Origin of the sequence: Mucilaginibacter boryungensis (assembly GCF_015221995.1) — a bacterium.
GTDB classification, from domain to species: Bacteria; Bacteroidota; Bacteroidia; order Sphingobacteriales; family Sphingobacteriaceae; genus Mucilaginibacter; species Mucilaginibacter boryungensis.
The window spans coordinates 163,233-186,251 of the sequence record NZ_JADFFM010000001.1; the positions used below are offsets into that span (position 1 = coordinate 163,233).

The window sequence follows — 23,019 nt, forward strand, 5'->3', positions numbered from 1 at the left end:
CACGTATCACCATAAATTACACATCTTCCAGCAATATATCGCCCAGTCTTGAAATTCTTATACCATTTGTAGTAGTGGCCAGGGCGCAACCAATGCCAATTATAGATGCAGGCATATATGCTGGAACGTTGGCCTTGTAAATAAGTATGAAGCCCAAAATGGCCATCAGGCACATCCAAATGCCTAATATGTTATAAAAACTGCGGTTATATAACCTGGCCAAGGGAAAAAAATGCAACCCCACAATTAATGCGAAAAACGGCATGAATAAATTATCGTGACCGGTATTTAGCAGGACGTTCTTCATCACAAAAATGGCGATCCCTTCGGCAGCCAGTATGTAGTAGAATTTTTTGTCGCGCTTTTTTGCTGCTGTATCTTCAACAATTTGTTCCGTGGGAATAGATTTTGCAGCCTTAGTAAGTTTATTATAACTGATGAAAAAATATAAAATAATAACTCCGAATACGCCCGATGTTGCCCATTGATCGCGTCCCATTAAATTAGCCTCGGCAATAATTATCCATATGGTGGTAAAGACAGCCATTAAAAATAATCCGCTTGAAAGGTCTTCAAGCTGCTTTTTGGTTGGAGGGTTTGTGCTCATAACTGGTTGCATTGAAGGTAAAAGAAAGAGCGTTATATAATTTAAATATAACGCTCTTTCTTTAAATATGCAATAGTCTGATAAGCACTTATTTACCTCACCGGCTTAGGGTATATTGGCAAACTTTCATGGCCTTCGGCATCTACTGATTGCACAGCGAAAAAGTAGTTGTCTTTTGAATAATCCAGCGTCACTTCGTTGCCTGTAACATAAAACTTTTTTTCCCAATAAGGGTTGATGGTTTCGCGCATTAGGATGTAATAGCCCGCTGGTTTTTTACCTTGTTTTGGCGCTTCCCATTTTAGGGTAGTATTATTGGTTAACCCGGATGTAGTAACACCTACATTCGCCGGCGCAGCTGGTGCAGATGCCAGGTTGGCCAGTACAGAAAGGTTAGCCCGGGCTACTTTTTGTATGTAGTTATAATCGGCAAACTCAGGTAAATCGCCGTATACTATCCCCTTTTCGGTGCGCAGGTCCTGATGCTGGTGGGTGAAATCCTCGTTCATTTCGGTAAAGCGGATAGCGGTAAAGCCTTGTTGCTGGAACGAAGTATGGTCGCCGCCACGCAGAAAGCGGTCGCGGCGATAAATGAGTTTAATATCCAACTGATCGACATAACGTTCAGCAGTTTCTTTAATATACCGGGCTAATTCGCGCGATGGGCTGTCGTTCTCGCCACCGTTATTAATAAGGCTTGTAATGGCTGCATTAGCGCGGCGCAAGGCCAGGCTATCCATACCCCGGCCAGCACCATCAATAGTAGGAATACCCTCGCTAAAAACGCGCAGGTGCGTGTTGTCTTTCAGGTCGTTATCCTGGCCATGGGTATTGCCAACAATGTCGTTGTTCAACATAGCATCCACATTCCATTTTTCATCTTTAGCACGTTTGGCCATATGGGCCGATCCATTCAACCCCTGCTCTTCGCCAGGAACAGCCATAAAAATAATAGTAGCGGGGAACGCACGTTTAGCCATTACCCTGCAAATTTCCATCGATACTGCAGTGCCCGAGGCATCATCAACCGCGCCGGGTTCAACTGCGTTGGCATTCATCACATCGGTTACGCGCGAATCATAATGGCCAGATACTACATAAATACGGGTATCTGTAGGGTCGGTACCTTTCAATATAGCCAGCACGTTTTTCAGCACGGTTGGTTTATCAACACGTATGCTTACTGGTTGGGTGAAAGCGTCAAATTCCACTTTCATGCGCCCGCCCGATGCAGCGGCGTACTTTTCCATTTCGCTTTTTATCCAGTTACGTGCCGCACCAATGCCTTCGGTTTTGCTGGTAGTATCGCTTAAGGTGTTGCGGGTTTTAAAGCTCACCAGTTTGCGTACAATGGCCTCAATGTTTTGCGATGATACCTCGTCGCACATTTGTTTAATGCCCGCGTCCTGCCTGATGGTAGTTTGCGCCACGGCGGATTTACCGAGGCCAATTGCTACCAGGGGTAATAAGAGTAAAAGTTTATGTTTCATATTTTTTAGTTTGTCGTGGTTAATGTATTGTCATTGCGAGGAGCGGAGCGACGTGGTAATCTCGTAGTTCGCAAATTAAGTTACGAGATTGCCGCGCTGTCGCTCGCAATGACAAATTGGTTTTTATAACTAACCTCTAATCTCTATCCCCTTCTTCTCCCTCTGCCAGTTCCAGCATACTACCCGGTTGTTCAAAATTACTGCGTACAAAGTGGCACCAGTCGCATTCCTTTTTTCCGCAGCCGGTAGCAAAATTGTGCGCCATAATTTTTTGATAGGTTTCGGTAATTTGAGCTGTTACATCTTCTATATCCTGCGGTGTTATAATCACTTTTTCCTTATGATATTCGCCTTCGGCAATAGGCTCTACAAAATCAAATACGGTGCTTACTACCTGCCAGTCTTTGGTACGGTCGTTATCTATCAATAACTTATAAAACACCGCCTGGCGCCAGTAATCACCACCGTTTGACATGTCATCGCCGGGACGCAAAAATTTGTCTTTAGCGTTTTTAAGTTTGCCTGTTTTGTAATCCACTATCGTCACGTCCTTACCGTGAAACTCTACCTTATCCAAATTTCCTTTTACCGGTACACCCGCTATCTCCAGGTTTTTAACAGGCAGTTCAACCAGTGTTATTTTATTCCAGTAAGGGATATTCAAGTTATAATACGCGGGCAATATCTTATCGCCGTAATCCAAACGGCGTTTAAATTCTTCTTTGGTAAAAGCATCACGGTTACGGTAAATGTAGTTGCGGAAATCCTGCATAAATTCATCAACCGGCGGGAATTCGTCCTCTTTATCCTTTACTTTGCGAAAAGCCCGTTTCAAAGCATCGTGTACTGCTGAACCAAATGTGGCAGCGGGGCTTTTACCTGACGGTACCCTGATCAGGCACTGGAAGTAGAACTTTAGCGGGCAATCTAAATAATTGTTTAAGTGGGTTACCGATAGCGTATAGTTTTGTAATAGCTGATTAATATAACTGGTATCCAGCAGCTGTACTTTTGGCTTATCAGCTTCGGTGAACTGGGTAAGATAAAAATCGACCATATCATCAGGCTGTATCTTCGGATACTCAACCTTAAGGTGGGTGGTTGCCAGTATTTCGCCAATAAATTGCGATGCTTCCTGGTCTTTTTCCTTTTTATCTTTAGCCGAATAAGATACCATAAGGCATTGTTTTGCCCGGGTAAGCGATACGTAAAACAAGCGCCGTGCTTCTTCTTTCTCGGCAATATCATTAGCGGGCGCCTGCATTAAAGTATCGGGGTAACTAAAGCCGGTGTTGCGGCCTTTGCTATCCCATATTTTTTTGTTGCAGCCAATCATAAACACGTGCTCAAACTCCAATCCTTTTGAACCGTGGGCGGTTAGGAAGTTTACGCCATTGTCTGAATAGATCAATTGGTGCAGGTCCAGCCGGATGCCGTTCTTCTTCATCAGGTCGATAATACCTATAAATTCGGACAGTTTGATCTCAGGGTTTTTTCGGCTTTCGCCTTTCAGAAAATCGAAGAAATTAGTGAGCATTTGCATGAACTTGCCTTTATCCGGCTGCTTCATGATGTATTTTAACACTCCCATTTTGTTGATCACCTGCTGGAAGAACTCCTGTAGGGTGACACTTACCGAATCTTTTAACAGATCATCAATATAGCGCATAAGGTATTTGATCTCCTGGTTGGGGGGCGCATCAAACATGCCTATTTGCGATGGCATGCGCATTTCGCTGATATACCTACGCAGGGATGTTTTTGGCAGGTTTTTATTGCTGGTACTGTAATTCTCCGTTGCTACCGCAATACTGGCCTTAGCTATATCAATTGGTGGGATGTCGAAGAAATCGTAATGCAATATCTCAAATAGTTTGTCATCGCCACTGTAAGGCGTATCTATTTCGGCAGCCAGGTAACGCAATATATTAGTGATCTTTTCCCCAAAAGGATCGGTCAGCACATCAATACGGCGGCGAGTATTTACGGCTATTTTTTTGCTATCCAGGTAATGCAGCAAGTCTTCGGCCTGGTTATGGTTTCGGTAAATGACAGCTATTTCTCCCGGCGGTGTGCCTTTGGCTATCAGCTTTTCTATTTGCCGGGCTATATCTACCAGTTCCTGGTCGGGATTAGCATATTCACGGATAACCGGCTCAATAACCTCCTCCATAAACCTTGGATGGGCAGCTTGCAGGTTCTTATCTAAATTTAACTGACTGGTTAAACGTTCGCGGTTGTTATCTATCAGCGAGCGCGAAATATCCAATATATGCTGATTGGAACGGTAGTTATGCTTCAGCACAATAGTTTTCAGCGTCGCTACGTAATCACCGGCAAAATCCAGGATGTTCTTCATGTTAGCACCCTGGAAACGAAAGATGGACTGGTCATCATCGCCCACTACAAATACGTTCGGTGTATCCCAATAGCTGATAATAAATTTCAGCAGTTCGTTCTGCGCACCACTGGTATCCTGAAACTCATCAACTAAAACATATTGGTAACGCTCCTGATAACGGCGTAAAATATCCTCGTTCTCGCGAAAGGCGTTCAGCACCCAAATAATCATGTCGTCGTAATCATAACGGCTTTGATTATTCATTTTTATCTGATAGTTCTTGTATTCGCCAACAGCAGCCAGTAATTTATCCATACTGTCGCGGGCTTTGTCTATTTCTTTTTGATTAGGGTCGCCGGGTTTAATGCCTTTAGTGGCGTTACCCCTTTTATAAAAGAAACCATCCTTCAGATGGATATCCTGTAAGTATTCGTTCACCGCCGCGGTAATCTGTGCCTCGTTCCAGTTCTCCTTTTTCATGGTGCTGAACAGGCTCCGAAGGCGGGGCACATCGTAATATACATCGCCCGTAAAACGCTTCAGGGGATGGTTACTACCAAAATCGTCAACCAATTCACGAAACAACATAGCCGATTCCAAATCGGATAATGGTTCTAAACTCAGTTTGCCAAAGTATTCCAGGTTCTCCTGTATCACCTCGTTACAAAAAGCGTGGAAAGTGTGGATATGGATGCGGTAAGCATCGGGGCCAATAAATTCGAACAAGCGCTTACGCATGGCCACCGCGCCGGCATCGGTATAGGTAAGGCAAAGTATCTCGTTAGGCTGGGCATCGGTTTCAAGCAGTATTTTGCCAATGCGGGCAGCCAGTATCTGGGTTTTGCCTGTGCCGGGACCGGCAACAACCAGCACAGGGCCGTCCATTTTATTCACGGCGGCTAACTGCTCGGCATTTAAACCGGCTAAAACTTCTTCAAACTTCTGTTGATATTTTTGGTATGTAGACTGCATTTTGTATCTGTAAATATATAGAAAAGCACAGGTAATACAGCCGTTGAAATGTCAAAAGCAGGTTACAAAAATGGGTATGGGTTATTACGTGAGGGTTATAGGAAACCGCCGTGCGTCTTACTTTGCAAATGACGTGGACTATACAATCCTATAACCCACTCTGTACAATACCAGACCCGTTAGGGAAATAAGTATTTACACTTACCGATAGCTTGCCTGCCGGTTTAATTTGTTTGGTAATAACTTTGGCTGCCGCATGTTGCAATGGTGCTTCTTTTTGGTAACAAGCCAGCAGAGCGCCTGCTTTTTCTATTCCCGGCAAACCGGCAATAGTATATGGGTTGGCAAACACACTGATAACGGTATTATGGTAGGCAGCCAGGTCGGCTATCATCAGTTTTAGGTTACTGCTGTAATCCAGTTTGCTGCCGGGGCGCAGGCGGGTATCATGTATGCCGATGATGATCTGGTCGTAACTTTTCAAATCTTGCAGTATGTTGCTTATATCGGGTGTTTGTGCTTCTTTGCTTACAAAATATAGCTTACTGTTGGTAAATGTTTTGGTCAGGTCTTGTTGATAAACGGTAGTCGCTGTAGCGCCAAAACTCACAATAGCCGTACGCTTAGTTGGGTCGAGGTTTTGGATAAGTGAATCCCCTTTTAACAGGGTTACGGCTTTGTCGCTTAACTGCTGTTGTAAGTCAAGGGCATCGGCACGGTTAAGATCAGCCACCAGGTTATCCGTATTAACGGGCTGGTAATAATTTAAACCGGCCAGGTATTTTGCGGCCAGCACCTTACGTACGCGGGTATCTAATTCTTTTTGATCGATCTGGCCTTTGCGTATAGCTTTTCTGATCATCCGCATTGCCCGTTTCGAGTTTTCTGACAATTCCAAAACATCATTACCGGCAATAAAAGCACGTACGTCGGCTTCGCCGTTAGGAAAAAATTTAACTACACCCTTCATGCCCATCGCATCTGACACGACAAGGCCTTTAAAGTTAAGCGAGTCTTTCAATATGCCGGTGATGATAGGACGGGATAAAGTGGACGGAACGTTTTTGGTACTATCCAGTGCGGGGATATTCATGTGGGCTACCATTACGCCGCTCAGTCCAGCTTTGATAGCTTCGCGGAAAGGGTATTCTTCTAAGGAATCTAAACGGGCACGGCTAAAATTAAGCTGCGGTAAATCGAAGTGCGAATCTACGTCAGTATCGCCATGGCCAGGGAAATGTTTGGCGGTAGTTAGTATACCTGCGTTTTGCATCCCCTGCATGTAGGCAATACCTTTTTGCGCCACATTGTATTTATTATCACCGAATGAGCGATAGTTAATAACCGGGTTGTTGGGGTTATTGTTCACATCCATATCGGGCGCAAAATTCATTTGCATCCCCATACGCTTAAAATCATAACCTATGTATTGGCCCATTTTGTAGATCAGGGTATTATCCTGTATGGCGCCTAAAGTCATTTGATAAGGGTATGATATAGTAGAATCAAGCCGCATACCTAGCCCCCATTCGCCATCCATGGCAACAATTAAAGGAATTTTTACCAAAGCCTGGTATTTATTGGTGAGTACTGCCTGGCGCATAGGGCCGCCCTGGAAGAATACTACACCGCCTAATTGCTCTTTTTTAATCACCTTGGCTACCGAATCTTCATACTTCTGCCCCAAATTGGTATGTGCGCGTACAAATAATAGTTGTTGTATCTTCCTTTTACGGCTCAGTTTTTTGAATACCGAATCGACCCAATGGCTTTGTTGAATACTTTCGGGGATAGGGTTTTGTGCCGAGACGTTAAACCCAAAGATGCTTAACAAAAATAACAGGCAGATTAAATATTTGTACATATGGTTAGCAAATGATATGAACTGTAAAAGTAATAAAATTAGCTTCAAACCCGAAGCTTAACAAATTGATGTAGCCTAATACTTTGAATTGAATTAAAAAAACAAACCCTTTGATTTATTTGTCAATAACAGATAATTTATTGCGTAGAATAAACCTTTAAGCAAAGCGTTACTCTATAGCAATAATAAATTATTATAAAAGTTAACAACTATGAAAAATTTTATTTTTTTGGCCATAGCCTTGCTTGCTGCCGGTGCAGTAAATGCTCAACGTCGTTATCCATCGCCACGGCGTTACCCTAATCAGGGCCACAGTTATCAGCGGCAGCGCGATGATTTTTACCACGTTAAATTTGGTATTGTGGGCGGGGTAAACATCTCGAACCTGGTAAATGTAGATAATAACAACTACAGCACCGATACCAAAGCCGGTTTACACATTGGCGGTAGCCTGGATATCCCCATTATTAAACCGTTAACATTTGAAGGCGAAGTATTGTATTCGCAAAAAGGTTACCGCGCTAACACCGTTGATGGGGATTTTACCCAGCGCAGCAATTTTATTGATGTGCCTTTACTGGCTAAATTGCAGTTAGCGCCTGGGTTTAACTTAGTGGTTGGCCCACAGATCTCGTTCTTAACTTCAACCCAGAACATTTACCGTTCGGGTTTTGTGGTTACCCGCGAGGATGTGTACAACCGCGATGCCGATGGCTACAACAAAAGCCTGATTGACGGCGTAGTAGGCGTAGGCATTGATCTTAGTCCTAATGTAGAATTACGGGGCCGTTACACGCTCGATTTGCAAAATAACGATAATAACGGTCAATACGCACCGCAATATCGTAACCAGGTTTGGCAAATTGGCTTAGGCTTTAAATTCTGGTAAACTTCTGCATTGATTAAAAACGAGGGCCTAAAGATTTTAAAATCTTTAGGCCCTTTGTAGTATGTATGCGAATAACCGGGTCATTTGACCTTGTCTTTTTCAACATCGTCCCTCTCAAACTGATACCACGATGTTCGCTGCACACTAACAAACTTGTCTTCCGGCATGGTCATGCCTAAAAATATCCCCGGGTTTGTGGTGTAGGCCCCAATTGAAAGTACAGACGCGCGCATAATTTCAATCGACGAGAATAATTTGATCATATCCTCCCGCTTTTTTTCTGCACTTAGTTTTATAAAATCTCCATGCACATACCCGCGTTCTTCCTTGTTTACAAGGGTATAAAATCGAAAATCGGGGTAATCCGCTTGCAGGTCTTCAATAACCCGGTAATCGTCGGTCAGAACAAAAATATCTTTTAGGCTTGTGCGCTTGGTCACTTCATCCATATATCTGCTTGCGGATATAAAGTTCCATTCGGTATCCTTATCCCCCCGCCTGATGTTCACCGAAACGTATTGAGCCGGTAAATTGGCAGAAGCGATCATTTTTTCAATTTCGGCTTTTGTACCGGCATTAAACCGGTATACCATTTTAACAATTTCGCGCGAAACATCCCTAAGGTTTCCTTTTAAAGCAAGTTCAGGAAAATCAAATGTTTCTTTTTCGAAATCTTTATTGAAGTGCAGGTTAAAAAGGTCGTAGGTTAAATAAGTGTCTTTATTAAAAAGCTTAAAAAGGTACCATTGCAGGTAATGCTTCACCTTAATTTTAGGCTTTTGCATCCTTTTGTTAAACTTTTTAAGAAAAGGGGAATCAACGGTATCGCAAAAGGGTTCAAAAAAATCTTCCCAGCCTTTATCGGTTTTAAATTTGGAATCGCCCGAGTATAGTACGAACCGGTATTTATATTGCAGGCAATAAATTATGCCGAATACCATATTGTTCAATTCGGAATAGAAACCACCCTCTGACCCGAAATTGAAAATGTATTTTTTTGCGAAAGAACGGTTTACCCTATTGTAGGCCGCTAACTTATCCATTTACGGTACTATTAAAATTAATAAACTGAAGGCTTATACTCGGACGACAATGATGGCGCCGCCTATTATCCTGCTTTGCAATTATATCCAAATAAAACCTGACTTAATAATTTTATCCCGACGAATTGACCAGTATGGCCTATTTGCAAAAGGCGGGTTCGTTGCAGATGGATTTTTACCGTACTTTTGCCACCTGATAACATGCGGAATTTAATAAACGATACCCCGGCAAAACGCAATTATACCTTTATTGATAACATTAGGTGCATTGCCATGATGGGCATTGTGGCCGATCACGCCTTTAACGTTGGCGATTATATTTTTAAAACCCATTCTGCAAGTTTTTGGGCTTATGGGATAAACATACAGTTGGCCAAGTTTGGCACAATAACCTTTTTTTTGCTGGCTGGTTTTCTATTGGGCGATAAATTTGCCGAATATACACCAGCCCAGTATCTAAAGCGGCGCTTTAAAAACACTTTCAGGCCATGGATCATTTGGTCGTTGATATTTTTGATAGCTATTATGGCCAAATCGGCGGTAATGGCGTTGCGTATTTATCATGATCCGTTTGATGTTTGGGCATCGTTACTAAGCACATTGAAAATTGTGTACCTGTATTCTAATTATTGGTTCATTATTAACTTTTTAATATGCATAGGCATATTGCTAATGTTTAAACGCAGACTTTATTCGTGGAAATTAGGCGTTGCGTTATTAGCATGTACCTTGTTTTATAGTATAAACGTGTATTTTGAATGGATAGAACCCATACACACTACCGCGTTGTTTGGCTTTGTGTTTTTTTTATGGCTGGGTGCACAAATGCATAAAAATTGGGAGATGGTTGAACGTAAAATACGTACTATGCCGTTACTGGTTTTTACAGGAATGTTTTTAATGACATTGGCTTTAACTATGGCCGAAACCCATGTGCTTTTGCAGCGGCATAGTATCGAGCCTTATAATACCCTGCGCGTTACTAATTTGTTATATTCGTTGGCAGTGTTTGCTTTGTTGGTTAAAATACGCGACTTTAATTTACTCAGCTATTTTAAGCCCCGTGAAACCACTTTTGGCATTTACCTTATCCACTATATCATTATATATAATATCTTGCCTGAAATTTTAATCCATTTGGATGTGGTTAATGCCGCAGATATGTCATTGGCGGGTATATGTACGTATCAATACAGCCGTTTTATAATAACGTATGTGGTTACCTTTTTTATTGTGAAAGGCATAAATACTACAAGGTTTAAATGGATAATAGGTAACACTGTTAAAAGTTGATTAAATTTACTGTTATGGTTTAGATAATTGCACTTGAAATGGCTTTTTACAAATAATTCACATGGGACTAAATTTTATAAAGAGAATTACACAAATCAGGAACCTGATGACCCTAATGCTGCGTAAGCACGAAGACGACCGCGGTATACAGGTAGCACAGTTTCTGGAGAATAACCTGTACCAAAACCCCAAGTATGCCAATTCCAAGCGATTGAACAAACACGAATACCAGGTGTTTTCGCAATATGGCGAGGATGGCATTATCCAGGAAATATTTAACCGCATAGGTAGCACCAACCAATATTTTATTGAGTTTGGTGTGCAGGATGGCCTGGAGTGTAATACGCTTAACTTGTTATACAAGGGCTGGAAAGGCTTGTGGATAGAAGGAAGCCCACAATATGCCGATAAGATCAGGGCTACTTTTAATGATATGATAGGGCATGGGCAGCTTACGATAAAAAACGAATTTATCACTGCTGAAAACATTGAATCGATATTCAACTCCGCAGGCGCCCCTGCCGAGCTTGATCTTTTATCGATAGATATTGATTATAACGACTATTATATCTGGCAAGCAATAACTAACTTCAATCCACGTGTAGTAATTGTTGAATATAATGCCACCTTTAGGCCCGATACTGAATTTATAGTAAAATATAAAAGTGATACATCGGGCGATGGGAGCAGTTACTTTGGGGCTTCGTTACTGTCATTTCAGCAACTGGCCGATAAAAAAGGCTATTGCCTTGTAAGCTGTTCGTTTGCCGGGACTAATGCTTTTTTTGTGCGGAAGGATCTAATAGGTGATTTGTTTGAAGCGCCATTTACTGCCGAAAACCATTATGAACCTACCCGGTATTATTTGTACTATAAAGCGGGGCATCCCAAAAACCATATTCCGGGGTAATTACTTTGAAGCTGTTTCGTGGTAAAGGTTAAGGGTTTCAGCTACCTGCTTTTCAATGGTAAACAGTTTCAGGCGGTCATATCCTTTTTGGATATAGCTATTCCGGGTGGCATTATCCGATAGGATTTCTTTTACAATATTATATATACTGGTTTTATCGGCAGGGTTAAAGTAGGCAATGGCATCGCCGCCAATTTCGGGGAAGCAGGTATTGTTGCTGGCAGCAACTGGGCAACCGGCGCTAAATGCCTCCAGCAGCGGAATACCAAATCCTTCAATTAATGATGGGAAAACAAATACTTGCGCCTGCGCATATAATTGTTTCAATTCGGCATCAGTGGCATTGGTTTGCCGGCATTGTGCAGTGATATTTAACTGCTGTAAAAGTTGCTGCTCATCTGCATTAAAGCCCCCACCTCCAGCGCAGATTAGTTTAAGGGACCTATCCTGATTTAGCAGCGGGGCAACAGCTTCCACAAACAATGGGAAATTCTTATAGCTTACCCGCTCGCCAATGAAAAGAATATAGTTTTCCTTAGTAGCAGTGTGTTTTTCAGCAGCTTCAAACCGGTAACCGTGGTGTATAACTTTTATTTTGTCAGCTACGTGGGGGTAGAACTTAACAATATTTTTTTTGGTATGTTCGGATATGGCAATAATAGCAGTTGCGGCATTTATTAATTGCTGTTTACGTGCTACAACCGCATCATTATCAGTAAATTGCTTAGGAAACAACTCGTGGATCATATCGTGCACGGTGAGCACGAAGGGTTTCCGCAGGTCTTCTAAAAAATAGGTGTCGTAGTAAGTAGGATGAAAAACATCAAAGTTACCCGATTTTATTTTCCGGATACAGTAACGCTTGTTCCAGCGGTAAATGCGGTTGTAGTGACCCGTGAAAAGTTTTCTTCCAAGCGCGTTATTGAATGGGAAAGGCAGTTGCTTCACATATTCGTTTTCGGTATACAGCAGTGCAATTTTAGCACTGATACCGGGAATAAGGTTAAGCCCATGATTTAAGTTTGCAAAATAACGTGAAATACCACCATATCGCTGAATAGTGAATGTTTGATGGTCGAATAATACTTTCACGTTGTGCTGTTAATCGTTAGTGGGTTTTATTTTTTTGTAGTTCTGTGGCTTGTTACGTTCCTTCCACAACCTTATCATATAACGCATGCCGGTTACAAAACCGTGGTATTTAAATATCAATTTCTTTTTATCGCGCTCAAAAGCGCCATCAAGATATTGGGTAGATACGCCAGTATCATTAAAAAAAGCAAGGGTCAGATCGTGATAAACAAAACGGAACTTGCGCCAGGCCTGCATATTCAGCACATGGTCCGCTGATATTTTATACTTCGGGTCGAAGCGTAAATGTTCGTCAACAAAAACCTCTTTAGGATAGATCATGGCCTGGTGGCAAACAGCACCTTTGGCATGCTGGTAAGCAGTAACTTCCCCACGATATTTCTGACCCTGATAGTTTACATTGGCATAATAAATTATGCCGTGGTCTTTCAGCATAAAGGCCAGGGTAGAAAAATCATCATATAACACATCATCTGCACCTAAAAAATATACCCAGTCGCCGGTCACATAGTCCAATGCCTTGTTCATGGCCTGGTATATACCACTGTCCTTTTCACTTTTCCAGCAGGCAATGCGGTTGTTATTGGCTTTTAAAATATCTACAGTACCATCAGTACTCAGCCCATCCATTAAAATAATTTCAATGGCAGGGTAACGCTGGGCGTAGATACTGTCCAAACATTTTTGCAAATCGGCGGCAGCATTCAGGGTTACTATAATGATGGATATTTTTTCGTGATGGCTATTATCTTTTCCCGTTATTGTTGTCATCGTGTAATATATCTAACTGGTAAAAGTTTGCATATCTATCAACCTGCGATATAAACCATTAGCAGCCATTAATTGCTGATGATTGCCTTGTTCAACTATCCCGCCTTCCTCCAGCACCACAATTGTATCGGCGTTTTGTATGGTGCTTAAGCGGTGGGCAATAATAAGCGATGTGCGGTTCTTCATTAGGTTGTTCAAGGCGTCCTGCACCAATTTTTCCGACTCTGTATCCAGGGCCGAAGTAGCTTCGTCCAGCAGCATAATAGGTGGATTAGCCAATACCGCCCGGGCAATACATATGCGTTGGCGCTGACCGCCTGATAATTTGGTGCCCCGGTCGCCAATATTAGTATTGTAACCCTGGTCGGTATCTAAAATGAAATTATGCGCGTTGGCGATACGTGCGGCTGCTTCCACCTGTTCCATCGTTGCATCGGGTTTACCAAAGGCTATATTGTTAAAAATGGTATCGTTGAACAGGATAGATTCTTGGTTCACCAAACCAATCAATGATCTTAAAGAATGAGCGGTAATGTGTTTAATATTGTTATCGTCAATAAAAATAGCACCGGAATTAGGATCGATAAATCTTGGGATAAGATCCATCAATGTCGATTTACCACCGCCCGATGGGCCGACCAAGGCTATAGTATTCCCTTTAGGTACGCTAAAATTAATTTCTGATAAAACATTTTTCTCTCCGTAGGCAAACGATACATTTTTAAAGTGAATGCCTTCTTTAAATTCTGTAATTGCGATTGCGTCAGCTGCATCCTCTATTAACGGTTTTTCATCTATCAGGGCCAGCACACGTTCGCCTGCTGCAATGCCAGAGTGAATATTGCTAAATGCATCAGATATAGCTTTTGCAGGTCGCGTAACCTGTGAAAAGAGAGCAATATAACCTATAAATGCTGCACCATTCAATCCGCTGGAGTCATTATGTAAGATTAAATAGCCTCCATATAACACAATACAGGCAATCATTGCAACACCTAATGTTTCCGAAACAGGCGAAGCCAATTGCTGTCGTTTAGCCATTGAGCGTGAGATAGAGGAATAGCGTTTATTTTCCTGGTTGAAACGATTTTTAATAAAGGTGGAAGCATTAAATGATTTGATGATTTTTATGCCAGATAAAGCCTCATCAAGATAACTGATCATATTGGCGTAGCTGTTTTGTGCCGCTATAGCCTGCGACTTAAGCCGCTTAACAATACGTGAAATAATAAAAGCAGATATAGGTATCACTAATAATGAATAAACCGTAAGCTGGGTACTTATCAGGAAAAGCGTTACTATGTAAAATATAAGCTGTACAGGTTCTTTAAAAACAACTTGTAGCGTACCGGTGACTGAAAATTGTACCACCTGCACATCTGAAGCAACTTTTGATATAATGTCACCTTTACGTTCATTGTTGAAATAGCCCAGATGCAGATCCATGACATTATCAAAAACCGCCTTGCGTAAATTTAAGAGGGTGTGCACCCTTAAATTTTCCATTATGCGTTGTGACGCATACCTAAACAGATTGCTCAATATTACCGATGTAACCAATATAGCGCAAACATATTGGAGAGTAGCCCAGGCTGTATAATGATCTATCATGTAATGTATATAATAGTTAAAGGTAGCGGTAAGATCTGTTAATGCAGGTTTGGTTGCAGTAGATGCTTTGGCTATCGCTGTTGTTTTGTCGCCCGAAAACAAGGTTTGTAACAGTGGAACCAGCAATGTCAGGTTAAGCGTATTAAATATAATAGCAAGCAGAGTAACAATAATATATGGGATGGCAAATTTCTCAATGGGTTTAGCATAAGAGAGCAGCCTGAAATAAGTCTTCATTTAATAAAATAAGTCTGCAAAAATATTAAATAACGCTGGTTAATGCTATTAAAATAAGCAGCGATAAAGCAGGTAATTAAACGTTGTTTAAATATCGTAATTGTACAGCTTGAATATCGGGCGCCAAAAATCATCGTATTTGTCCCAATCGTGACAACCGAATGGCAAATTAGCCTTATTATAATGACGGGATTTTAACGGTGGTACCTCAAATGCGAATTGGAGTGCGGTATCTACATCAGGAATATTCATCTGTTTTGTTTCCCGGTTCACTTCAATACTCCAAAATACATCTTCATTATAAATGTTGCCGGTTTGCGATAGGTAGTGATCAATAGTAGGCTTCATACTGATACACAGGTCATAAAGTTTTTTTGTGCGGCGCAGCGAAAAGCCCCCGTTACCCACCTTCCCTTCAAAAATGTGTTTGCTGGGGATATTTAACGCATGCATCACGGTTTTTTTGGCTTTATAAAACGCCAGTCCGACCGCACTTTTATGATAAGTTTTATGTATCCATGGTGCACCAATGTAGTCCCAATCCTGGTTGCACCATTGGTTCAATTCGTCTTTGAAAACAAAAGTATCCATCTGGTAAATCAAGATATATTCGTAATTAAGGAATTGCTTATAGCATTCGGCCGAAAGCATCAGGCGGTTATAGCCCGCCAGGGATTTAAAGTAATCATCATCAAAGCTTACGACGTCTGTTAGGTTAATCAGGCCGGTTTCGGCAGGAAGGGTTAAGCTTTTAGGCTTAATGGCAATTTTGGTATAGTTAGGCAATACCCGCTGGCATTGTTCCAGCGCAATCTTCTCGTAAGCCGATAGTGTGTCTTTATAAAAGGGAATTATAATAGCTACCTTATTCATATCGATAACTGCTATTTTACAATTTTGTAGTTGCGGTATTCGCTTACACGCCAGCCGGTAAGGTCCTCAATTTTTTGCAATGCCTTGCGGCGAAAGTTCATTTTTTTATGCAGCGCTTTTAAATCAATGTTCAAATTCCAGTTGGTAGCTGCTACGCGTTTCTGCATTACTGCCGGGTGTGTGCCGGTGAAATGCACCAGCCGGTCGGCATTCTTGTAATCAAATTCGTAGGTTTCGGGTAAGTTCTCGGCCAGCCACGTATCATCATGATAAAACTGGTTAAAATTGCGCAGCTTATTCTTTAACCCGGCTGGGGGCTTTACCCAACCATAGTGATAGATATAAGCGTCAATCAGTTTCACATTTATTTTGCGGCCGTCCCAACGGAAACCCTGGGCATCGCGATAGGAATGGACGGCTTTGTTATTGCGCAGCACCCTTATCTCGCGGCGGTACCAGCGGCGCGAGTGGCCATAGTAACTGTACGATCCATAAAAGTGCAGGTATTTGAACAGGAAGCCTTCAACTTTAGGATTGTTAAGATTATCCTCCATTTCCTTTTTAATCAGCGGCAGGTATTTTTCGTGCACACACTCATCGCCCTGGATATAAAAGGCCCAGTCGGCATCGGGTGATATAGCCGCGAAAGCCTTATCCGTCTCTGCCGCAAACACTGCCCCGCCCTCGCGGATGCTTTCGTCCCATGTGGTATTAATGATCCTGATCTTTGGTGAATTGATGCCTTTCACCAGTTCTTCGGTACCATCATCGCTGTTGCCAAGCGCTACTACAAACTCATCGCAAATAGGTAAAATAGAAGTAATGGCCTCCACAACAGGATAATCATTTTTTACAGCATTCCTTATAAAAGTAAAACCGGCAACCTTCATGCGTGTGGATTTGGAGGACAAATATAGGTTTTCGGGATTATACATTATTTCATTTAAAACAAGAATCACTTTACCCGGTTCATCCTAAAGTAATCCTAAAGTCATACCTGCACTTAGCTGTTTCCTGCCATTGTGCGCAGGTTATACACTTGTATATTTGTGATAAGGAATGCCCCCGATTAATATTTACCATTAAAAATACTTCCTATGATTAAGACAAAAGCTTATGCGGCCCAGAATGAGCATACCCCACTGGCGCCGTGGACTTTCGAGCGTCGCGATGTTGGGCCACATGATGTGCAATTTGATATTTTATTTTGCGGCGTTTGCCACTCAGACCTGCACCAGATCAAGAACGATTGGTTCCCGGGTATATTCCCTATGGTGCCCGGTCATGAAATTGTTGGCCGTGTAGTAAAGGTAGGCGATCATGTAAAGCAATTTAAAGTAGGCGACCTGGCAGGTACCGGCTGTATGGTTGATTCGTGCCGTGTGTGCGAGAACTGCAAGCAGGACCTGGAGCAATATTGCCTGAACGGCAACTCGCAAACTTATAATGGTTTAGAGCAGGATAAAAAAACACCAACCTACGGCGGTTATTCAAACACTATTGTGGTAAACGAAGATTTTGTATTGCATATTTCCGAAAAACTTAACCTGGCTGCTGTTGCACCTTTATTATGCGCGGGTATTACTACCTACTCGCCGTTGCGCCATTGGAAAGTGGGCAAAGGCCACAAATTAGCTGTATTAGGTTTAGGCGGACTGGGTCATATGGCAGTTAAGTTTGGCGTAGCCTTTGGTGCTGATGTAACTGTATTAAGTACTTCGCCCGGTAAAGAAGCCGATGCTAAGAAATTAGGGGCGCATCACTTTGTGGTAACTACGGACCCTGAACAGATTAAGGCGGCCAGAGGCACCTTTGATTTTATACTAGACACCGTATCTGCCGAGCACGATTTCAACATGTATCTGTCGTTGTTACGTACTAATGGCGTGCACATTTGTGTAGGTGTTCCACCCAAACCGGCAGAAATTACCGCGTTTAGCTTATTGGGTGGCCGTAAAAGCTTAGCTGGTTCGGGCATTGGCGGGATAGCCGAAACTCAGGAAATGCTGGATTACTGTGCCGAAAACAATATCGTATCGGATATTGAAATGATCGACATTAAAGATATTCAAACCGCATACGATCGTATGCTTAAAGGTGATGTACGGTACAGGTTTGTAATTGATATGGCTACCTTATAGTGTTAAAACAACCCGCATGTATTATTGTTATTGAGATAAATTAATAAGTTATGATTAACCCAGAAGACGATATCCCAACAAACGACGCCGACCCATCAGAAGCGGACGACCAGCAAAGCCAGAAAGATATCCATTCAAATGGATTGGATGACTTTGCCGAGCCGGATGAAGACGATGGAGAAGCTGATGCCGACCGCCTGCAACAAGCTTCAAAGGCGGCTGAACCATCGTACACACTGAATTTAGACGATGCAACACCAGCAGACGACAATTAAAGTGATATATATTATAATGCGGAGCCGGATCAGTCTTGATCCGGCTTTTTATTGAAGCTGGAAAGGCTTACTCAAACCAGCCCATTACCACCTCTTTTACCGGCATGGTAATATCCAGTTTTAATTTTTTGCGCATACCGCCAAGGTCGTTAAATACTTTATTGGGGTTGGCTGCTTTTAATTCTTCTACCGTATTGAAGCCCATTTTGTTGAGTACAGGTACCCATTCGGCAGGTACCCCTACGGCTATAAAATCATCAGCAGTTGCTACTTTGGCTTTCTTTTCAGGGCGCATTTGCGGGAAGAATAACACCTCCTGTATGGTGCTTTGATTGGTCATTAGCATTACCAGGCGGTCGATACCAATACCCAGGCCCGATGTTGGGGGCATACCGTATTCCAAAGCGCGTAAAAAGTCGTCGTCCATAGCCATGGCTTCTTCATCTCCGCGGCCGGCCAGCAACAATTGGTCTTCAAAGCGTTCGCGCTGATCAATAGGGTCGTTCAGTTCAGAATAGGCATTGGCTATTTCTTTACCATTCACAAACAGCTCAAAACGTTCAACCAAACCATCTTTGGTACGATGTTTTTTGGCCAGCGGGGTCATTTCAATAGGGTAGTCGGTAATGTATGTTGGCTGTATCAGGTTAGCTTCCACTTTGGCACTAAAGATCTCGTCTATCAGCTTGCCTTTACCCATTGTAGTATCAACTTCAATAGCCAGGTCGCGGCAGGTTTGGCGTAAGGCGGCTTCGTCCATTTCAGATACGTTGATGCCGGTATATTTCAGGATAGAATCGTACATGGAAAGTTTCTCGTACGGGCCTGCAAAATTTATTTCGTTAGCGCCAACCTGTACCGCGGCTACACCATGCACGGCGCGGGCTACTTTCTCTAAACACTCTTCCACCATAGCCATCATCCACACATAATCTTTATAGGCCACATATATTTCCATGGCGGTAAATTCGGGGTTATGTGTACGGTCCATGCCCTCGTTACGGAACATTTTACCAAACTCGTAAACACCGTCAAAGCCCGCGACGATTAACCTTTTTAGATACAGTTCGTTAGCTATGCGCAGGTACAGCGGCATATCCAGGGTATTGTGATGCGTCATGAACGGGCGCGCGGCGGCACCGCCATGTACGGCTTGCAATATCGGGGTTTCTACTTCCATCCAGCCTTGTTCGTTAAAATAACTACGCATAGCGCTGATCACTTTTGAACGGGCAATAAAAATATTTTTAAACTCGGGGTTAACTGTTAAGTCAACATAGCGTTGGCGATAGCGCATTTCGGGGTCGGTAAAGCCATCGTGAATATTTCCATTCTCATCACGCTTAACTACCGGCAATGGTTTCAAGGATTTTGACAGGATGGTCAGTTCCTGTGTGTGCACCGATATCTCGCCGGTTTGGGTCAGGAATACGTAGCCTTTTATACCGACATAATCGCCAATATCCAGTAGTTTTTTAAAAACGGTATTGTATAGAGTTTTGTCCTCGTCGGGGCAAATATCATCACGTTTAATATATATCTGTAACCTGCCGGTACTATCCTGCAGTTCAAAAAACGACGCGCTGCCCATAATACGGCGGCCCATAATACGGCCGGCAACTACTACTTCCTTATAAGCACCAGATTTACTTTCAAAGTTATCGGTGATATCTTTTGCAAAGGCAGTTACCTTATATTCTTCGGCTGGGTAAGGGTTAATGCCTAAAGCACGTAATGCTTGTAACGATTCGCGACGTATAATTTCCTGTTCGGATAGGGCAATACTCATTGTTTGTTGGGTATATTATTAAAGGGGGCAAAAGTAAGGTTTTTTTAGCCTCAGCCCAAACCAGTATTCAGTAAACCAGGGAGTTTTACGAAGTTTAATGGCGATGTCACCTTTACAGGGATAGACCTCTTAGGTTTTGAAATGCATTACATTTCTTTCTTTGACGAGGAAAGAAGCTACCTAAACAATGCTCAGAATATTTTTTACAGCAAATCTATTTATACTGATCTACAATCTGTTTTAATTGAGCCGCCTGTACTACACCACTTTGCCGCCATTTAATTTGTTCGTCTTTAAACAGTATAAGCGTGGGTACGCCCTGCACATTATAGGCGCTGGCAGCGGCAGGGTTCTTATCTACATCCACCTTAATTATCCTGACATCTTCACCTGCCATGTCTTTTAGCTGTTTTAGTATCGGCGCCATCATTTTACATGGCCCGCACCACTCGGCCGAGAAATCTATCAGCACAGGTTTGTCGGATTTTATCAGATCTGCAAATGTTGTCATAGCTGCTGTTTTTACTTAAGTAACAAATGGTGCATGGGATGGTTTTGCTATCGTGGGTCTAACGGTTCCATCGGGTTTATCTGTAAGGCCTCAATAGCCGGGTACAGTTCCCAGGCGTTATCATCGTAACGGTTACCCACTTTATAAGGCACATATTTTAGTTCTCTTAAACACCGGGCTGCCATAGCTACCCCTACCGACTCGATATGACTTCTACTGCTGACCGTTAAAAACGGTTTATTGAAAGGTATTCCATAACGATAAATTAACCGTACCCCATTACGCACATTGGTAGTAGTATGCCGCGCCTGCGTTTCTACAATAATGGCATTGGCGGGTACATGTAAATTGTTCACCAGGTATTTTTTCATTTCCAGGGCCTCGCAATATTTGGTTTTGTAAGGGTGCGCCATGCCGCCTGATACGATAATGAAAGGGGCCAATCCTGAAAAATAGCGGCTTGCTCCCATGCGGCAGCGCAGCATACCAATGGGGCTGATAGCCGTATTTAAATCGCCTGGGCCGGCGCCTAATATCAATATGGATGAATATTTATACTTGTCCCAAACAGTTTGCTTAATTTTTACTAATGCGTTTTTATTAAGGCCGGCAGCCAATGGTTCAAAATTGGCGGCATCGTTGCGGCCGTTAATCTCTAATGCCTGTAGCGCATAATTCAAAACCGGCTCAAAAAACAATTTGCTGTCTTTACACGCATTTAAAACAACAGAGGCCTCATCTAAAAGTACATCGGGGTATGTTTTAGACCTTACATTAAAACTGATAGAATCAATAGCCGCATATGGTGGCTTTTTACCATCGGCATAAATGCTGATGGCATAATTTACGCCCGCTGCATCCTGCTCCCAGGCTTTTACCAATTGCTGTTGCGGAGTAAGGTTTTTATTTAAAATATACGCGCCTGAAGGGATCAGGTCGGTTTTTACCAGTAAGCCCAGCGCATTATCGGGTTGATATAACGCGGCCAGTTTATCACCTGTTTGCCTGATCTCATCCGGGCTGAATTTTAGCTGAGCGGTATAACAGGCGGCATCTTTACAGCTAAGCGATGTTTTTAACGCATTTAATTTAGTTGTGGCCAGTTTAGTCAGGTCGGCATCGCTCTCTAATAAGTGCTTTACTGCCGGGGTGTTTTGCATCAGCGTAAGCAAATAATAATTTTTTGCCGAAACATAATTGTTGCCTTTCAATTGATAATGCGGATTGGGTTGTTGGGTATAGCCGGTAAAATGTACAATGGTACAGCTAAGCAGGAATAAGAATAGTTTTTTCGACAACATAAGTAATGTTTTGAGCAGTCGCAAAGGTGGGAATATAAGTTTAAGATTTCAAAATTCAATTAGCTTTCACCTTTAAGCTTTCCTTCAAAACCACTCACGGTAAAAATTCTGCCATTCACCGAAAAGTTTATGGAAATATGGTTTTTGTACACCATTTTTACATCATGGCACAACAACCTATTATAACAGTAAATAACCTGGTGAAAAACTACGGCGATTTTGCCGCCGTAAAAGGCATTAGTTTTGAGGTTTACGAAGGCGAGATCTTCGGGCTGCTTGGCCCTAACGGTGCAGGTAAAACCACTACGCTCGAGATCATCGAGACTTTACGGGATAAAACATCGGGCAACATTACGGTAGATGGCTTTAATATTGAAACCGCTGCCGACAGCATTAAGCAGCGCATTGGTGTGCAATTGCAGGCAGCGGGCTATTATCCCAATCTGAACCTGACCGAATTGATAGAATTGTTTTGCGGTTTATATGGCGTAAATATATCGCCAGTAACAATGCTGGAAAAAGTGGCCCTGACCGATAAAGCCAAAGCCAAATACAAAGACCTATCGGGCGGGCAAAAACAACGGTTTTCTATCGCAACTACGCTGATCAATAACCCACGGATTATTTTTTTAGATGAACCGACTACCGGACTTGACCCACAAGCGCGCCGTAACCTTTGGGACCTGATACGCCAGATACGGGATAACGGGACTACGGTAGTTATTACTACTCACTATATGGATGAGGCGGAAGAATTATGCGACCGCGTAGCTTTTGTGGATGGCGGCCACATTATTGGTATTGATACGCCCGACCATTTTATAGATGAACTGATAGCGGGCGGCTTTAAACGTAGAAAAGAAGTTAAAGAAGCTAATCTGGAAGATGTATTTATAGCCAAAACAGGTAAGGAATGGCGGGAAGGATAGGTCGAAAGTTCTGAGTCTTAAGTTTTAAGTACTCAGCAATGATAGATAATCCCAAAAATGACTTACGACTTTAAACTTAC

Annotated in this window: 19 protein-coding genes; 6 read left to right on the forward strand and 13 right to left on the reverse strand. The window is 42.5% G+C overall.

Annotation, left to right across the window (positions count from 1 at the left end; all coding sequences use genetic code 11):
- Positions 1–16: 16 nt before the first annotated feature.
- The 4 genes from IRJ18_RS00720 to IRJ18_RS00735 form a co-directional block, all read right to left on the reverse strand.
- Complete coding sequence (locus IRJ18_RS00720; protein WP_194104285.1) at positions 17–607, reverse strand: DUF7010 family protein; 591 nt, start codon at positions 605–607, stop codon at positions 17–19.
- Positions 608–699: 92 nt separating this feature from the next.
- Positions 700–2,097 (reverse strand): M28 family metallopeptidase, encoded by a 1,398-nt coding sequence (locus IRJ18_RS00725; RefSeq protein ID WP_194104286.1) that lies wholly within the window; start codon positions 2,095–2,097, stop codon positions 700–702.
- Positions 2,098–2,233: 136 nt separating this feature from the next.
- Positions 2,234–5,410, reverse strand: coding sequence for an ATP-dependent helicase (locus tag IRJ18_RS00730; RefSeq protein WP_194104287.1), 3,177 nt, complete (start codon positions 5,408–5,410; stop codon positions 2,234–2,236).
- Between the two features lie 148 nt (positions 5,411–5,558).
- Positions 5,559–7,274 carry a glycoside hydrolase family 3 protein gene (locus IRJ18_RS00735; protein ID WP_194104288.1) on the reverse strand — a complete coding sequence of 572 codons (1,716 nt, stop codon included), beginning with the start codon at positions 7,272–7,274 and terminating at the stop codon, positions 5,559–5,561.
- Positions 7,275–7,485: 211 nt separating this feature from the next.
- On the opposite strand from IRJ18_RS00735, the gene IRJ18_RS00740 reads away from it, so the two are divergent.
- Positions 7,486–8,163, forward strand: coding sequence for a porin family protein (locus IRJ18_RS00740; RefSeq protein WP_194104289.1), 678 nt, complete (start codon positions 7,486–7,488; stop codon positions 8,161–8,163).
- Positions 8,164–8,243: 80 nt separating this feature from the next.
- Here IRJ18_RS00740 and IRJ18_RS00745 read toward each other — a convergent pair whose 3' ends face one another.
- The gene (locus IRJ18_RS00745; protein ID WP_194104290.1) at positions 8,244–9,206 is read right to left on the reverse strand and encodes an O-fucosyltransferase family protein; all 963 of its coding nucleotides are present in this window, start codon (positions 9,204–9,206) and stop codon (positions 8,244–8,246) included.
- Between the two features lie 201 nt (positions 9,207–9,407).
- Between IRJ18_RS00745 and IRJ18_RS00750 the strand changes: the two genes are divergently transcribed.
- Complete coding sequence (locus IRJ18_RS00750) at positions 9,408–10,499, forward strand: acyltransferase family protein (protein WP_194104291.1); 1,092 nt, start codon at positions 9,408–9,410, stop codon at positions 10,497–10,499.
- A gap of 61 nt (positions 10,500–10,560) precedes the next feature.
- Entirely contained in the window at positions 10,561–11,409 is an 849-nt protein-coding gene (locus IRJ18_RS00755; protein ID WP_194104292.1) for a hypothetical protein, read from the forward strand.
- Here IRJ18_RS00755 and IRJ18_RS00760 read toward each other — a convergent pair whose 3' ends face one another.
- From IRJ18_RS00760 to IRJ18_RS00780, 5 genes are all read right to left on the reverse strand, one after another.
- Positions 11,410–12,501, reverse strand: a complete 1,092-nt coding sequence (locus IRJ18_RS00760; RefSeq protein ID WP_194104293.1) for a glycosyltransferase family 4 protein — start codon at positions 12,499–12,501, stop codon at positions 11,410–11,412.
- Between the two features lie 9 nt (positions 12,502–12,510).
- Entirely contained in the window at positions 12,511–13,272 is a 762-nt protein-coding gene (locus IRJ18_RS00765; protein ID WP_194104294.1) for a glycosyltransferase family 2 protein, read from the reverse strand.
- A 12-nt stretch (positions 13,273–13,284) separates the two neighbouring features.
- Complete coding sequence (locus IRJ18_RS00770; protein WP_194104295.1) at positions 13,285–15,120, reverse strand: ABC transporter ATP-binding protein; 1,836 nt, start codon at positions 15,118–15,120, stop codon at positions 13,285–13,287.
- 87 nt (positions 15,121–15,207) lie between these two features.
- Entirely contained in the window at positions 15,208–15,993 is a 786-nt protein-coding gene (locus IRJ18_RS00775) for a DUF5672 family protein (protein WP_194104296.1), read from the reverse strand.
- An 11-nt stretch (positions 15,994–16,004) separates the two neighbouring features.
- Positions 16,005–16,883, reverse strand: coding sequence for a glycosyltransferase family protein (locus tag IRJ18_RS00780; protein WP_194104297.1), 879 nt, complete (start codon positions 16,881–16,883; stop codon positions 16,005–16,007).
- A gap of 207 nt (positions 16,884–17,090) precedes the next feature.
- On the opposite strand from IRJ18_RS00780, the gene IRJ18_RS00785 reads away from it, so the two are divergent.
- The gene (locus IRJ18_RS00785; protein ID WP_194104298.1) at positions 17,091–18,134 is read left to right on the forward strand and encodes an NAD(P)-dependent alcohol dehydrogenase; all 1,044 of its coding nucleotides are present in this window, start codon (positions 17,091–17,093) and stop codon (positions 18,132–18,134) included.
- Between the two features lie 50 nt (positions 18,135–18,184).
- Positions 18,185–18,409, forward strand: a complete 225-nt coding sequence (locus IRJ18_RS00790; RefSeq protein ID WP_194104299.1) for a hypothetical protein — start codon at positions 18,185–18,187, stop codon at positions 18,407–18,409.
- A gap of 67 nt (positions 18,410–18,476) precedes the next feature.
- Here the strand turns inward: IRJ18_RS00790 and lysS are convergent, their stop codons facing one another.
- The 3 genes from lysS to IRJ18_RS00805 all read right to left on the reverse strand — a co-directional run bounded on the left by lysS (position 18,477) and on the right by IRJ18_RS00805 (position 22,010).
- Positions 18,477–20,198: a lysine--tRNA ligase gene (lysS, locus tag IRJ18_RS00795; RefSeq protein WP_194104300.1), complete on the reverse strand. Its 1,722-nt coding sequence runs from the start codon at positions 20,196–20,198 to the stop codon at positions 18,477–18,479.
- Between the two features lie 214 nt (positions 20,199–20,412).
- The gene (gene trxA, locus IRJ18_RS00800) at positions 20,413–20,709 is read right to left on the reverse strand and encodes a thioredoxin (protein ID WP_194104301.1); all 297 of its coding nucleotides are present in this window, start codon (positions 20,707–20,709) and stop codon (positions 20,413–20,415) included.
- Positions 20,710–20,756: 47 nt separating this feature from the next.
- The gene (locus IRJ18_RS00805) at positions 20,757–22,010 is read right to left on the reverse strand and encodes a YdcF family protein (RefSeq protein ID WP_194104302.1); all 1,254 of its coding nucleotides are present in this window, start codon (positions 22,008–22,010) and stop codon (positions 20,757–20,759) included.
- A 164-nt stretch (positions 22,011–22,174) separates the two neighbouring features.
- On the opposite strand from IRJ18_RS00805, the gene IRJ18_RS00810 reads away from it, so the two are divergent.
- Entirely contained in the window at positions 22,175–22,939 is a 765-nt protein-coding gene (locus IRJ18_RS00810) for an ABC transporter ATP-binding protein (RefSeq protein WP_194104303.1), read from the forward strand.
- The last annotated feature ends 80 nt before the right edge of the window (positions 22,940–23,019 follow it).